The sequence below is a fragment of the Clostridia bacterium genome (assembly GCA_024653205.1).
Taxonomy (GTDB): Bacteria; Bacillota; DSM-521; order Neomoorellales; family SLTJ01; genus JANLFO01.
This window is the reverse complement of the sequence record JANLFO010000021.1, coordinates 1-13,926: the sequence shown is the minus strand read 5'-3', so window position 1 is coordinate 13,926 and position 13,926 is coordinate 1. Positions and strand designations below refer to the sequence as shown.

13 protein-coding genes are annotated in these 13,926 nt (G+C 66.1%); all 13 read left to right on the top strand.

Translation table 11 applies throughout. The features are described 5' to 3' along the window. The first annotated feature begins 140 nt into the window (after nt 1-140). The 13 genes from NUV99_09985 (at nt 141) to NUV99_09925 (ending at nt 13,772) form a co-directional block, all read left to right on the top strand. Nucleotides 141-803, top strand: a complete 663-nt coding sequence (locus NUV99_09985; GenBank protein MCR4420426.1) for an ANTAR domain-containing protein — start codon at nt 141-143, stop codon at nt 801-803. A gap of 112 nt (nt 804-915) precedes the next feature. Beyond that, nucleotides 916-2,424, top strand: coding sequence for a glutamate synthase-related protein (locus tag NUV99_09980; protein MCR4420425.1), 1,509 nt, complete (start codon nt 916-918; stop codon nt 2,422-2,424). A gap of 27 nt (nt 2,425-2,451) precedes the next feature. Then, nucleotides 2,452-2,919 carry a 4Fe-4S dicluster domain-containing protein gene (locus tag NUV99_09975; GenBank protein MCR4420424.1) on the top strand — a complete coding sequence of 156 codons (468 nt, stop codon included), beginning with the start codon at nt 2,452-2,454 and terminating at the stop codon, nt 2,917-2,919. Continuing rightward, a complete protein-coding gene (locus NUV99_09970; GenBank protein ID MCR4420423.1) occupies nt 2,901-4,205 on the top strand; it encodes an FAD-dependent oxidoreductase in 1,305 nt (434 codons plus the stop codon). The genes NUV99_09975 and NUV99_09970 overlap by 19 nt, the downstream gene beginning before the upstream one ends. Further along, the gene (locus NUV99_09965) at nt 4,192-4,932 is read left to right on the top strand and encodes a hypothetical protein (GenBank protein MCR4420422.1); all 741 of its coding nucleotides are present in this window, start codon (nt 4,192-4,194) and stop codon (nt 4,930-4,932) included. The genes NUV99_09970 and NUV99_09965 overlap by 14 nt, the downstream gene beginning before the upstream one ends. 69 nt (nt 4,933-5,001) lie before the next feature. Continuing rightward, the gene (locus NUV99_09960; protein MCR4420421.1) at nt 5,002-6,090 is read left to right on the top strand and encodes a glutamine amidotransferase family protein; all 1,089 of its coding nucleotides are present in this window, start codon (nt 5,002-5,004) and stop codon (nt 6,088-6,090) included. Between the two features lie 1,133 nt (nt 6,091-7,223). Further along, nucleotides 7,224-8,576, top strand: a complete 1,353-nt coding sequence (locus NUV99_09955) for an ammonium transporter (protein MCR4420420.1) — start codon at nt 7,224-7,226, stop codon at nt 8,574-8,576. A 5-nt stretch (nt 8,577-8,581) separates the two neighbouring features. After that, nucleotides 8,582-8,935 (top strand): P-II family nitrogen regulator, encoded by a 354-nt coding sequence (locus NUV99_09950; protein MCR4420419.1) that lies wholly within the window; start codon nt 8,582-8,584, stop codon nt 8,933-8,935. A gap of 303 nt (nt 8,936-9,238) precedes the next feature. Further along, nucleotides 9,239-10,066, top strand: coding sequence for a nitrogenase iron protein (nifH, locus tag NUV99_09945; protein MCR4420418.1), 828 nt, complete (start codon nt 9,239-9,241; stop codon nt 10,064-10,066). 58 nt (nt 10,067-10,124) lie between these two features. Beyond that, nucleotides 10,125-10,442 (top strand): P-II family nitrogen regulator, encoded by a 318-nt coding sequence (locus NUV99_09940; protein MCR4420417.1) that lies wholly within the window; start codon nt 10,125-10,127, stop codon nt 10,440-10,442. A 12-nt stretch (nt 10,443-10,454) separates the two neighbouring features. Continuing rightward, on the top strand, nt 10,455-10,817 hold the full coding sequence (locus tag NUV99_09935) for a P-II family nitrogen regulator (GenBank protein MCR4420416.1): 363 nt from the start codon (nt 10,455-10,457) through the stop codon (nt 10,815-10,817). 22 nt (nt 10,818-10,839) lie between these two features. After that, nucleotides 10,840-12,297 (top strand): nitrogenase component I subunit alpha, encoded by a 1,458-nt coding sequence (locus NUV99_09930; GenBank protein MCR4420415.1) that lies wholly within the window; start codon nt 10,840-10,842, stop codon nt 12,295-12,297. Beyond that, entirely contained in the window at nt 12,294-13,772 is a 1,479-nt protein-coding gene (locus NUV99_09925; protein ID MCR4420414.1) for a nitrogenase, read from the top strand. The genes NUV99_09930 and NUV99_09925 overlap by 4 nt, the downstream gene beginning before the upstream one ends. Nucleotides 13,773-13,926: the final 154 nt, after the last annotated feature.

The window sequence follows — 13,926 nt, the reverse complement described above, 5'->3', positions numbered from 1 at the left end:
TATACATGGCCCTGCCCCCTTTACTTTCTCGGGGCCGGGGCCCTAAAATAGTTCTCGAGTAAAACGGGATAGGGTTCCAGGAGGACAACGGCGTCCTCACCGGGCAGAAGACCTAATTAGGCTGCCGCAAGGCAGCTTTTTTGCTGGCCGGATGGCCGGCGCAGGAGGTGGCAATCGGGGTTGTTAGGGTAGAGGAGATCGCGGTTCTGCGCAAGGAGGCGTCTATGTACCGGGCCAAGGTTTTCCTCGCCGCTACCGAAGGCGAATTGCGGCGCCGCGTGGAGGCGGTGTTGCTCCGGGAGGGGTACCACCTGGTGGGGCAGGCGGACAGCGCCGCCGAAGCCCTGCGGCGGATCCGGGCCCTGTCCCCGGAAGTAGTAATCCTGGACGAAGACCTGCCCGGTGGGTGGGAGGTCCTCCGGGTGGCCGCGGGCGAGCACATCGGGGCGGTGCTGCTTCTAGGAAGCTCCTGCCCGCAGGAGCTGGAGGAGCGCTACCCCGGAGCGGTAATCGGCCTGGTACCCAAGCCGGTGCGTAAGGTCCTGCTGGTGTCCAGCCTTCAAACCTGCCTGGCGGCTTGGCGGCGGGTGAGCGCCCTGGAGGAGGAGGTCAACCGGCTTAAGGAGAAGCTGGAGACCCGCAAGGTGGTGGAGAGGGCCAAGGGGATTCTCATGCAGACCCTGGGCCTCAGCGAGCAGGAAGCCTACCGCCGGATCCAGAAGGAGAGCATGGACCGCTGCCTGCCCATGCGGGCCATAGCCGAGGCCATAATCCTGGCCAACGAACTTAAGGGGAAGAAGTGAATATTCGGGGCAACGGGGCCCCATAGGATAGGGCAAAGGCGTCCTTCCGGCCTCCGGAAGTCTTCTTACCGGAGGGGAGACGCCTTTTTCGGCCCTAAGGGAGGATGGGTGTATGGCCATACCGGCGCTGTTGCCGGAATTCCGGGTGGAGAGGGATCAGGAGCGCTGCCTGGTCTGCGGCGCCTGCGCCCGGGTGTGCTCCTTTCAGGTGCACGAGTACCGGCCGGAAGAAGAGCTGATCTTGAGCGAGCCCGGCCGCTGCGTGGGCTGCCAGTTTTGCGCCAGCCTGTGCCCCACCGGGGCGCTGTCCATCTACCCGCACCCGGCCCGGCTTCGACCCAACGCCAACTGGACCGAGGGGGTAGTGAACGACATCACCAAGCAGGCGGCCACCGGCGGGGTGCTGCTCACCGGTATGGGCTGCGACCGGCCCTACCGGATCTACTGGGACCACCTGCTGCTCAACGCCTCGCAGGTAACCAACCCTTCCATCGATCCCCTGCGGGAGCCCATGGAACTCAGGACTTATCTGGGCCGCAAGCCCGACCGGGTGCCGCCGGAGCAGGTGGACCTCAGCACCCTCCTGGGGCCGCAGATGGTCCTGGAGACGCCCATCATGTTCACCGCCATGTCCTACGGCTCCATCAGCCTCAACGCCTGCCTCTCCCTGGCCCGGGCGGCCACCGAGGTAGGTACTTACTGGAACACCGGGGAAGGCGGCCTGCACCGGGCCCTTTATCCTTACGCCCACCGGGCCATCGTGCAGGTGGCCTCCGGCCGCTTCGGGGTGGACTACGAGTACCTGGAGCGGGGCGGAGCCATTGAGATCAAGATCGGCCAGGGGGCCAAGCCGGGAATCGGGGGGCATTTGCCCGGGGAAAAGGTGGGCCCGGAGGTGGCGGCCACCCGCTGCATTCCCGAAGGCAGCGACGCCTTAAGCCCGGCTCCCCACCACGACATCTACTCCATCGAGGACCTGCGCCAGCTCATCTACGCCTTGAAAGAGGCCACCGCCTACCGCAAGCCGGTGGGGGTGAAAATCGCCGCGGTGCACAACGTGGCCGCCATCGCCAGCGGCATCGTGCGCGCCGGAGCCGACTTCGTGGCCATCGACGGCGTGCGCGGGGGCACGGGCGCGGCGCCTAAGGTCATCCGGGACCACGTGGGCCTGCCCATCGAGCTGGCCCTGGCGCAGGTAGATGCCCGCCTGCGGGAAGAGGGAATAAGGCACCTGGCCGCGGTGGTGGCGGCGGGGGGCTTTCGCTCCAGCGCCGACGTGGTGAAAGCCATCGCCCTGGGTGCGGACGCGGTTTATATCGGCACCGCCGCCCTGGTGGCGCTGGGCTGCCGGGTCTGCCAGAAGTGCTACACCGGCAAGTGCAACTGGGGCATCGCCACCCAGGACCCCAAGCTCACCCGGCGCCTCAACCCGGAGATCGGGGCCGAGCGGCTGGTCAACCTCCTGGAAGGCTGGAGCCACGAGATCAAGGAGATGCTGGGCGCCATGGGCATCAACGCCCTGGAGTCCCTGCGGGGCAACCGCGAGCACCTGCGGGCCGTAGCCTTAACCCCGGCGGAGCTGGCCATTCTCGGGGTTAAGGCGGCGGGCGAGCCGTGGTAGGGCGGTCGGACAGGAGGGGGGACGGAAATGGCCGCAGTTGTCTGCCGTAAGGAGTACTGTATCGGCTGCCGCTTGTGCGAGGTGTTCTGTGTAGCGGCACATTCCGGGGTTGGCAATCTTCTCCTGGCCTGGAGGCAGGTTCCCCGTCCCCGGCCGCGGGTGCTGGTGGAGGAGAAGGAAGAGCAAACGCTGGCGGTGCAGTGCCAGCATTGCGCCGAGGCGCCGTGCCTGGAGGCCTGCATCAGCGGGGCCATGGTGCGGGATGCGGCCACCGGCGCGGTGATCTGCCGGGAGGACCGGTGCGTGGGGTGCTGGTCCTGCGTAATGGTCTGCCCCTTCGGCGCGGTGGTCCCGCACGAGGCCGGGGGGCGGCGCCACGCCCTGAAGTGCGATCTCTGCGCCGGGAGCGAAGCTCCCTGGTGCGTGGCCCACTGCCCCAACCGGGCCCTGGTGCTGGTGAGAGAGGAGGAAGCGGGATGCAGGCCGACTACCTGATCGTGGGGGGCGGGATTGCCGCCGCCCGGGCGGTGGAGGGGATAAGAGCCCGGGATCCGGCGGGGCGGATCGTTATGGTCACCGAGGAGCCGGACCCGCCCTATTTTCGGCCGCTAATATCTTACTTACTGGCGGGCAAGGTGGAGCCGGAGGCCCTGCCCTGGCGGCCGGAAAGCTTCTGGAGCCGGCAAGGAGTGGAGCGGATAACCGGCTGCCGGGTGGTCTCCTTGGACGGTGCGGCCCGGGCGGCCCTTCTGGCCGACGGGCGCGAAATCGGCTTCGGCCGCCTGCTTTTGGCCACCGGCAGCCGCCCCCTGCTGCCGCCCCTTCCCGGCCGGGACCTGCCGGGGGTGTTCACCTTCACCACCTGGCAAGACGTGCGGTCGATCCAGGAGTATCTCAACGCCCGGCAGCCGGAGCGGGCGGTGGTTATCGGCGGGGGTCTGATCGGCCTTAAGGCGGCCGAGGCCCTTGCCGCCCTGGGGATCAAGGTGGCGGTGGTGGAACTCAAGCCCTACTTGCTTCCCACCGGCCTGGACCCCGAGGGGGCTTCGTTTCTGGAAGCCCACCTGCGCCGCCTGGGTTGGGAGTGCCTTCCCGGCCGGGGCGTGGCGGCCATAGAAGGCCGCTCCCGGGTCACCGGGGTCAGTCTAGACGACGGCACGGTCCTGGACGCCGACCTGGCGGTGGTGGCCACCGGGGTGAGGGCCAATGTGGAGCTCGCCCGGGCGGCGGGACTGGCCGTGGAGCAGGGCATTGTGGTGAACGAGTACCTGGAAACCGGCCAACCCGGGATTTACGCCGCCGGAGACGCGGCCCAGGCTCCGGAAGCCCTGAGCGGTCAGCCCCGGGTGCTGGCCCTGTGGCCGGTCGCCGGTGGCCAGGGCTTTACCGCCGGCCTCAATCTGGCCGGGGAGCGGCGGGCCTGCCGTCCGGGAGTGCCCATGAACGCCACCAGCCTGGCCGGGCTCTCCCTGGTGACCGTGGGGCGGGTAGAGGCTCCGGCGGAGGAAGGCTTTACGGAGCTGGTCCGGGCGGACCGGGAAAGCGGATATTACCGCAAGCTGGTCTTCCGGGAGGAGCGGCTGGTGGGGGCGGTGCTGATCGGCCAGGTGGCCCGGGCCGGGCTGTTGACCGGCCTAATCCGCAGCGGCTTGGCCCTGCCGGAGGCGGTGCGCGAAGGGCTCCTTCTGGGTGGCGCCGGGCTTTTGGATCTGCCCGAGGCCTACTGGGAAGGGTTGCGGGCCTGGGCCCGGCGGGGAGGTGGGCAGGTTGACGCGGCTTGAGGCTCACCATCTGCCCTACCGGGAAGTGAACGACCGTTTACGCGCCCTGATCGCTGCGGGCGAGAAGGAAATCGAGGTGCACGGGGTAAACGGCCACCGCTACCTGGCCGCCGGGATGACCGGCCGGGAAGTAACTCTCAAACTTTACGGCGTGGCCGGCAACGATCTGGCCTGCTTCATGGGGCCGGGAATCCACGTAGAGGTGGTGGGCAACGCCCAGGACGGGGCGGGAAACACCATGGGCGCGGGCCGGGTGGTGGTGCGGGGCCACGCCGGCGACATCGTGGGTTACGCCATGCGCGGGGGCAAGATCTTTGTCCAGACCGGCGTGGGCTACCGGGTGGGCATCCACATGAAGGCCTACCGGGAGCGGGTGCCGGTAATAGTGATCGGCGGCCGGGCCGGAGCCTTCCTGGGCGAGTACATGGCCGGCGGGGTAATCATCGTCCTGGGGCTGGAGCGGCGGGGCGGTTCCCCCGTGGGCAGCTTCCTGGGCACGGGCATGCACGGCGGAGTCATCTACGTGCGCGGGGGATTAGATCCGCGGTTCCTGGGCCAGGGCGCGGTCATAAAGGAGCTGGAGGAGGAAGACCGGCGGGTGCTCGACACCCACCTGGCGGAGTACGCTAGCTTTTTTGGGCTCGACCACCGGTCCCTGCTGGCGGAGGAGTTCGTGAAAGTAGTGCCCAGGAGTCACCGCCCCTACGGCACCCTTTACGCTTATTGAATCCGGTACGAACGGGGAGCACCCGGTACCGCCTGTGGGAAACTGGCGACACGTCAGGGGGTGAGGAACATGCCGCTTTGCCCCGACCGGGATTACCGCATCCCTTCGGGCTGCAGCATTATGGGAATAATGGATTTGAGCGGGCGGCGCTTCAGCGGCGAGGCGATTATCTCCGGCATGGCCACCATGCGGGAGCGGGCCAACGGCCTGGGCGGGGGGTTTGCCGCCTACGGCATCTATCCCCAGTTCGCCGACTGCTACGCCTTTCACCTTATGTTCGAGGACCGGGAAGCCCAGGCCGCCACCGAGAAACTGCTGCGCCAGTGGTTCGAGCCGGTGCACGACGAGCCCATCCCCACCCGGCCGGTGGCGGAGGTGGGCCGGCCGCCGATTCTGTGGCGTTATTTCCTGCGCCTCCGGCCTGCGGCCGCGGCGGAGGCGGAGGAGGAAGCCGTAGTGGCGGCGGTGATGCGGATCAACACCTCTGTGCCGGGCGCGTTCGTGGCCTCCAGCGGCAAGAACATGGGCATCTTCAAGGGCGTGGGCTATCCGGAGGACATAGGCCGCTTCTTCCGGCTGGAGGAGTACGAAGGCTATATCTGGACCGGCCACGGCCGCTTCCCCACCAACTCCATCGCCTGGTGGGGCGGGGCCCACCCCTTCGGGCTCCTGGACTGGTCGGTGGTGCACAACGGCGAGATTTCCTCTTACGGCGCCAACCGCCGGTTTCTTTTGAGCCACGGCTACCACTGCACCCTGCACACCGATACCGAGGTGGTGGCCTACCTGTTCGACCTGCTTTCCCGGCGCCACCGCCTGCCCCTGGCCACCGTGGCCCGGGTATTGGCCCCGCCTCTGTGGGAGGAGATGCCCTATCTGCCGGAGGAGGAGCGAACCTTATGCGAAACCCTCCGGGCGGTCTACGCCGGCGCCATGCTGAACGGGCCCTTTGCGGTGGTGGTGGCCCGGCATGGCTTCATGGTGGGCCTTAATGACCGCATCAAGCTCCGGCCTCAGCTGGCGGCACGTGACGGTTCTCACCTTTTCATCGCCTCGGAGGAGGCGGCCATCCGGGCGGTTTGCCCCTCGCCCCGGGAGGTTTGGGTGCCGGGCGCGGGCGAGCCGGTAGTGGGGGAGTTGATGGGCGAAGCGGCCTAATCCCTAGCTCAAGTTAATCTCCACCTCCTGTCGGCGGGCTTGGGTCCGGGCAGCCCGACCGCGCCCGCTAAGGCAGGCGGGTTGTTCAATCTACCACATCCTGTCTTTTCTCATGCGCCGGCCTTCGGGCCGGCCCCTTTTTACGGTGCCGCTGCACGAAATCCGCAGCCTTTACCCCGTTAGGGGGGCCACCATCTGACTCTAGAGTTTGAAATCGGCGAGTATCGGGTGGCGGATATCCGTCCTTTGCTTGAAGGCCCGGTGCTCGAGCCCTTAAGGGATCCCGCTGTTTCCGCCAGGTGAAGGCGGACCCGGACACGCATACTGTAGCTTGGCCCGAACGGCACCGACTTGTGACTGGACGTGCTCTACGCTTAGAGCGCGCCTCTCAAGCTGCCTGAGGAACTGGGCGCATAGCCGGATTTGGGTTCAGAGCGGCCGTTCCAGGCCTTCCGCACCCACGTGCACCAAATCTGATTGTGCAAGTGTTCTTCACTCCGGCTACCCAACACGGCAGGGGGCCGCAGGGGAGAGCCTGGATCCTCCAGGGCTTCCAATAGCACCTGTTGGACGGAGGCGAAGTACTCCGGGTCGCAGGTCTTGGGATAGGGCTCCTCCGGCGGCCCAGGATTTCCGGCGGCAGTGTTCGGGCCGTCCGATGATGTATACCGTATTTTTGCCTCGGGGGTATTGCCAGGGGGCGGGATTCGGATACAATTAGTAGCCAGAAGGTCGGCAAGGAAGCCGAAAGGTGGACGACGGGGTCCCTGCAGGTGAAAGCGCGGGGACCCTAACTTTTTGGGTGTTGGGGTGCGGCGCCAGCGGTGGCGGCGCGCATGGCAACGGGGCCCCGGTGCGGGAGACTAATCCTGCGCCTTGGGGCCCCGAGCGTTTACGGCCGGGATACGGCGGGAGGCACAGCGGCCTAGCCGGGTTCCGCGTTTGGAAGGGGGTGATGGAACGGGGCAGCGCGCACTTCGGGCAATCATCTCATCTTGGCTAGGGAGGGATCGAACGTGCGGGGGGCCAGTCGGGATAGGGTATTGATGGGACCGGGTCGGATAGGGGTGAGCGACGCCGGGCTACAACTGCTCCGGCGGGCCGCCGCCGGTTGGGCGGCAGGTTTCGTCCTGATGGCTCTTCTCTTGAGCCTATGGCCTGCCGCGGCCCTGGCCCAGGATCCGGGCGGGGCCGCCACTATTGAGGCCAATCCGGCGGCGGCCGTGGACTACGTTTGGGTTTTGGTCTGCGCCTTCCTGGTGTTCTTCATGCAGGCCGGGTTCGCCCTGGTGGAGGCCGGCTTTTGCCGGGCCAAGAACGTCACCAACCTCATGAGCAAGAACCTCTTGGACTTCGTGGTGGCCTCGCTGGTGTTCTTCGCCGTAGGCTACGGTTTTCTTAAGGGGTCAGACCACCTGGGCCTGATCGGCGCCGGCAAGTGGTTCCTGCACGGCGAGGCTTACGACGTGGGCACATATCTGGACTTTTTCTGGCAGTTGGTGTTCGCCGGCACTGCCGCCACCATCGTGTCCGGCGCGGTGGCGGAGAGGCTCAAGTTTCCCGCCTACCTGATGTATTCCTTGGTGGTAAGCGGTTTCATCTACCCGGTTTACGCCCACTGGGTGTGGGGCGGAGGTTGGCTTTCGCAGCTCCCCTGGGGGCTGGGGCACCTGGACTTTGCCGGCTCGGGCGTGGTGCACACCATAGGCGGGCTGGTGGGTCTGGCCGGCACCCTGGTCCTGGGGCCGCGCTACGGCAAAATCGGCCGGGAGGGCAAGCCCCAGGCCATTCCCGGGCACAGCATGAGCCTGGCGGCTCTGGGCACCTTCATCCTGTGGTTCGGCTGGTTCGGGTTTAATCCGGGCAGCACCTTCAGCGCCCACCACCTGCGGACGGCGGTGGTGGCGGTGAACACCAACCTGGCGGCCGCCGCCGGCTGCCTGGTGGCCCTGCTCCTGGTCTACTTGAAGACGCGGCGCTGGGACCTGGGCATGGCCCTGAACGGGGTGCTGGGAGGCCTGGTGGCGGTGACCGCTCCGGCGGCCTGGATCGAGGCCTGGGCGGCGGTGGTGATCGGCGCCGTGGCCGGGGTCATCCTGGTGGCCGGGGTCTACGGGCTGGAGGCCCGGCGGGTGGACGACCCGGTGGGCGCGGTTAGCGTGCACGGCTTCTGCGGCCTGTGGGGCCTGATCAGCGTGGGGCTTTTCGCCGACGGCACCTACGGCCTCTACAGCCTGGAGCCGCCCTATGCGGTTGGGCTTTTCTACGGCGGCGGGGCAGGGCAGCTCTTGGCCCAGTTGGCCGGCGCCGGGGTAGCCGCCGCCTGGAGCTTCGGCCTGGGCCTGCTGCTGTTTAAGCTCCTGGATCTGGCCATGGGCATCCGGGTGTCGCCGGAGGAAGAGCTGCAGGGCCTGGACCTCTCCGAGCACGGCACCCCGGCCTATCCGGAGTTTGCCCTGCGGCGTACCACCTTCCTGGGAGGTTGATCGGCATGGCAGAGGCCCGGCTCTACAAGGTAGAGGTTATCCTGCGGGAGGAAAAAGTGGAGGCCCTGGTGGAGGAATTGGGGCGGCGGGGATATTCTTCCATGACCGTGACCGAGGTGCGGGGAAGAGGTAGGCAGGGGGGCTGGCAGGAGCAGTTCCGCGGCCGCACCTACGTGATCCCCTTCCTGCCCAAGATCAAGGTGGAGCTGGTGGTGGAGGAAAGCGACTTGGAGCCGGTAACTGCGGCCATCGCCGAGGTGGCGCGCACGGGCGAAATCGGGGACGGTAAGATTTTCGTCTATCCCATTGCCAATGCCATCCGCATCCGCACCGGCGAAGAGGGAGCCGCCGCCCTCTGACCGGGGGGATCGGGGTGACCTTCTCCGGTTCAGGCAACCGCACCTTGAGTTATCTCCAGTTCTGGATTGCGGGTTTCCCCTGAGACGCCCATGCCACCCAGGTGGCCCCACCAGAGGATGAGAATAGCACTACTCGGCCTATTTTCAGGGCAGACGGAAAAGGGAGATGCCGGCCGGCGTGAGGCCGGCGGTCGAGGCAAGGGGGCCTCCGGAGTAAGTCCGGAGGCCCGGCCCTTAGTTTGGGCCGTGCGGGCAAGCACTGTCGTTCAAACTTTGCGGACACCGCAAGCGGGAGGGAAGGGCATGACCAGAAAGATTGCCTTTTACGGCAAGGGGGGCATCGGCAAGTCCACCACCCAGCAGAACACGGCCGCGGCTCTGGCCCACTTTTACGGAAAGAAGGTATTGATCCACGGCTGCGATCCCAAGGCGGACTGCACCCGGCTCATCCTCGGCGGCAAGCCTCAGGAAACGGTAATGGACACCTTGCGGGAACAGGGAGAAGAGGCGGTGACGTTAGAGCGGGTGGTAAAGGTAGGATTCGGCGGCATCAGGTGTGTGGAATCCGGCGGCCCCGAACCCGGGGTAGGCTGCGCCGGCCGGGGGGTGATCACGGCCATGAGCCTCATGGAGGAACTGGGGGCCTACACGCCGGAGCTGGACTTCATCTTCTTCGACGTGCTGGGGGACGTGGTTTGCGGGGGGTTCGCCATGCCGGTGCGCGAGGGCAAGGCCGAGGAGATATACATCGTGGCCTCGGGAGAGATGATGGCCCTTTACGCGGCCAACAACATCTGCCGGGGTATGGTGAAGTACGCCGAGCAGAGCGGGGTCCGGCTGGGCGGGATCATCTGCAACAGCCGCAACGTGGACGGGGAGAGGGAGCTGATGGAGGAGTTCTGCGCCCGATTGGGTACTCACATGCTCCATTTCGTTCCCCGGGACAACATCGTGCAGAAGGCGGAATTCAACCGCCAGACGGTTACCCAGTTTGACCCGGACTGCCCGCAAGCCCTGGAGTACAAGGAGCTGGCCCGCAAGCTCATCGAGAACGATCGCCTGGTCATCCCCCGGCCCATTACCATGGACGAGCTGGAAGGACTGGCGGCCAAGTACGGCCTGCTGAATTGACGGAAGTGCGGCCGCCGGCGGCTTCGACCGAGACTTCGGCCTGGAGGAGGTGGGGCATATGAAAATGATCCGGGCCATCATCCGGCCCGAGAAGAGCGAGGAAGTGGTAGACGCCCTGGCGGAGAGCGGATACGTGGCCCTAACCAAGATGGAGGTGGTGGGGCGCGGCAAGCAGAAAGGGCTCCACGTCGGGGGCATCTACTATGACGAGCTGCCCAAGGTGATGCTCCTGCTGGTAGTGGAGGATCACCGGTGCGAAGAGGTGGTGGGCATTATCTCCAGGACGGCCTACACCGGAAGCTTTGGGGACGGTAAGATCTTTATCTCCCCGGTAGAAGAGGCCTACACCGTGCGCACCGGCGCCGCCGGGCTCTAGGAGGTGGAGCCGGTGAAGGAAATAGTGGCCATCATCCGGCCGAGCAAGATGACGGCTACCAAGAGAGTGCTGGAGGCTTTGGGGTTTCCGGGAATGACCGCCTGGAAAGTGCTGGGGAGGGGCAAGCAAAAAGGCATTGCCGGGGAGGTAACCTTTGCCGTGAGCCCCGAGCTTCAGAGGCAGGAAGGGGGCATGAAGTACGTCCCCAAGCGGATGGTTTCGGTGGTGCTGGAGGACGCGGACGTGCCCCTGGTGGTGGCGGCCGTAATGAAGGTAAACCGCACCGGGCAGATCGGCGACGGCCGCATATTCGTCTGCCCGGTGGAGGAAGCGGTGCGCATACGCACCGGCGAAAAGGGGCCGGCGGCCCTGTAGCTAAGTTGGGGAGGTAGAGGCTATGCCCTTCGTCAGCATGGAGTGCGACCGGGCTATTCCGGAGAGGCAAAAGCACATATACCGCACCGAGCGGGAACCCATAATTCCGGCCTGCAACCTTGCCACCGTTCCCGGGGACATGACCGAGCGGGGTTGCGCCTTCGCCGGCGCCCGCGGGGTGGTGGGCGGGCCCATAGCCGACGTGCTGCAGGTGGTGCACGCCCCGGTGGGCTGTGCCTGGTACACCTGGGGCACGCGCCGCCACCTTTCGGATTTCTACCCCTGGGCCACGCCCGCCAGATTGACCAACGTGGCCTTTAACCGGCGCTACTGTTTGTGCACCGACATGCAGGAAAAGGACGTGGTCTTCGGCGGCGTAAAGAAGCTGGAGCAGGCCTGCCTGGAGGCCATACGCCTGTTCCCGGAGGCCAAGGGCCTGATAATCTTTACTACCTGCACCACCGGGCTGATAGGGGACGACGTGCAGGCGGTGGCCCGACAGGTGGAAAGGAGGACCGGCAAGCTGGTCTTTACCTCGCAGTCTCCGGGCTGCTCGGGGGTGAGCCAGTCCAAGGGGCACCACGATTTCAACACCCAGTTCTACCGCCAGATCCGCCAGCTTCGGGAGCGCCGCCCGGAGCTGAAGATGGCGGAAGAGGAGAAAACCCCTTACGACATCTGCCTCATCGGCGAGTACAACATCGACTGGGACCTGAAGGTGGTAAGGCCCCTGTTTGAAAAGATCGGCCTGCGGGTGGCGGCGGTGTTCAGCGGCAACGAGCGCATCGAAAATCTGGTGAAGATGCCGGACGTAAAGCTCAACGTGGTGCATTGCCAGCGTTCCGCCGAGTACATCGCCCACATGCTTGAGGACGGCTTTGACATCCCCTTCGTGCGGGTTTCGCTCTTCGGCCTGCACCAGACCGCCGAAGCCCTGCGCAGGACGGCCGCCTTCTTCGGCCTGGAAGAGCGGGCGGAGCAGGTGATCGCCGAGGAGCGGCAACGGGTGGAGCGGAGCCTGGCCTTTTACCGGGAAAGGCTGGCGGGAAAGCGGGTGGCCATATACGTGGGGGGGCCGCGGGTGTGGCACTGGATCAGGGTGATGGAAGAGCTGGGAATGACCGTGGTGGCCGTGGCCTGCACCTTTGCCCACGAGGACGACTACGAGAAGATAAACGCCCGGGCGCCGGAGGGGATGCTGGTCATCGATAACCCCAACGAGTTCGAAATCGAAGAGATGCTCAAGACCGAGAGGCCCGACCTCTTTATCACCGGCTTGAAGGAGAAGTACATCGCCCGCAAGCTGGGCGTTCCCACCCTCAACTCCCATTCCTACGAGAAGGGGCCCTACGCCGGGTTTGTGGGCCTGGTGAATTTCGCCCGGGACATCTACCAGGCCCTCTACGCCCCGGTGTGGAGGCTGCAGTGGGGCTTCGGGGCCGGGCTCAGGACCGAGGAGGAGGAAGGCGCCAGATTATGAGCACGGTAGAAATCCCCATTACCGGCCTGCCGTACGATCAGATCAAAATCCAGAAGGTGCCGGCTTCGCCGGAGTACATCCCCCGGCCGCCGGAGTTGGTTCCCTCGGCCAACCGGGCGGTGGTGATCAACCCCAACCGCACCTGCATGCCCCTGGGCGCCATGTGGGCGGTGCTGGGGGTGAGGCGGGCAATACCTTTCGTCCAGGGGGCCCAGGGCTGCACCACTTACGTGCGCTACACCTTCTGCCGGGTGTTCAAGGAGCCGGCCACCATCGCCACCGCCTCCTTTCACGAGGACGCCGCGGTCTTCGGCGGCCGGCGTAACCTGGTGGAGGGCCTCCGGAATCTGGTGCTGCGCTACTGGCCGGAGCTGATCGGGGTGGTAACCACCTGCTCCAGCGAGATCATCGGCGACGACATGGTCAGCTTCATCAAGATGGCCCGATCTCAACTGCGCAAGGAAATCGGGACGGAGAAGGCAGAGCGGATTCCCATCGTCCTGGTCAACACCCCCAGCTTCGCCGGCTCCCACGTGGAGGGTTACAACCGCGCCGCGCGCGCCTTCGTGGAAAGCCTGGCCGTGCCTGGCGGCCGGCCCAACGGCAGGGTGAACATCATTCCCGGGCTCTTATATCCGGGAGACATCCGGGAAATCAAGCACCTCCTGCGGCACATGGAGATCGAGGGCATCGTGCTCTTTGACATCAGCGACACCCTGGACGCCCCCCTGGCGCCGCCCACCACCATGCCCTACTATCCTCCGGGCGGCACCCCGGTGGAGGCTATCCGGGACATGGCCAACTCTCTGGCCACCTTTGCCCTGCAGCCTCACGCCGGCCAGGCGGGGGCCGTCTACCTGGAAAGGAGGTACGGGGTCAAGGCGGTGATAGGGCCCCCGCCCCTCGGGGTGCGGGCCACGGACGAATTTCTCGCCCGGCTGTCCGAGCTTACCGGACGGCCGGTTCCCCGGGCGCTGCTGGACGAGCGGGGCCGGCTGATAGACTTTCTGGCCGATGCCCTCCACCACACCATGATGAAGAAGGTGGCGGTTATGGGGGACCCGGACACGGTGCTGGGCGTCACCGGTTTTCTGTTAGAAATGGGCATGGAACCGGTGGCCCTGGCCAGCGGCACCGCCAGCAAGACCTTCACGCACGACGCCGAACGCCTCCTGGCCCAGGCCGAATACCGGGGCGAGGCCCCGCTGATCCTCAACGGCGGCGACCTGTTCGAGTTCGAGGAGTACCTGAAGCAGCAGCCGCGGCTGGACCTGATCCTCGGCAACTCCCGCGCGGTGGACATCGCCCGGGAGCTGCGGGTGCCCCTGGTGCGGGTGGGCTTTCCCATCTACGACCGCTTCGGCTACCAGAAGCGGCCCATAGTGGGCTACCGCGGCGGGGAGCTGCTGCTGATGGAAATAGTCAACGCCCTGCTGGACTACCAGTATCCCGACGACCGCACCCAGCAGTTGTAGGGACGGGTCCCGGCGCCCCGGCCGGACCGGGCGGGTGGGTCAGGAAGGCCGCCGCCCGGCCCGGGCCGGACTCAAGAGGAAGGAGGACTGAGTTATCCTCACTTTCGAGTTAACTTGAGTTGACTGGCGGTACCGGGTGCTCGCCTGAGTACAT

Coding starts and splice junctions, on each gene's coding strand:
- NUV99_09980 (MCR4420425.1), top strand. CDS start 916: ATGGCCATACCGGCGCTGTTGCCGGAATTCCGGGTGGAGAGGGATCAG.
- NUV99_09975 (MCR4420424.1), top strand. CDS start 2,452: ATGGCCGCAGTTGTCTGCCGTAAGGAGTACTGTATCGGCTGCCGCTTG.
- NUV99_09970 (MCR4420423.1), top strand. CDS start 2,901: ATGCAGGCCGACTACCTGATCGTGGGGGGCGGGATTGCCGCCGCCCGG.
- NUV99_09960 (MCR4420421.1), top strand. CDS start 5,002: ATGCCGCTTTGCCCCGACCGGGATTACCGCATCCCTTCGGGCTGCAGC.
- NUV99_09955 (MCR4420420.1), top strand. CDS start 7,224: ATGGCTCTTCTCTTGAGCCTATGGCCTGCCGCGGCCCTGGCCCAGGAT.
- NUV99_09950 (MCR4420419.1), top strand. CDS start 8,582: ATGGCAGAGGCCCGGCTCTACAAGGTAGAGGTTATCCTGCGGGAGGAA.
- nifH (MCR4420418.1), top strand. CDS start 9,239: ATGACCAGAAAGATTGCCTTTTACGGCAAGGGGGGCATCGGCAAGTCC.
- NUV99_09940 (MCR4420417.1), top strand. CDS start 10,125: ATGAAAATGATCCGGGCCATCATCCGGCCCGAGAAGAGCGAGGAAGTG.
- NUV99_09930 (MCR4420415.1), top strand. CDS start 10,840: ATGCCCTTCGTCAGCATGGAGTGCGACCGGGCTATTCCGGAGAGGCAA.
- NUV99_09925 (MCR4420414.1), top strand. CDS start 12,294: ATGAGCACGGTAGAAATCCCCATTACCGGCCTGCCGTACGATCAGATC.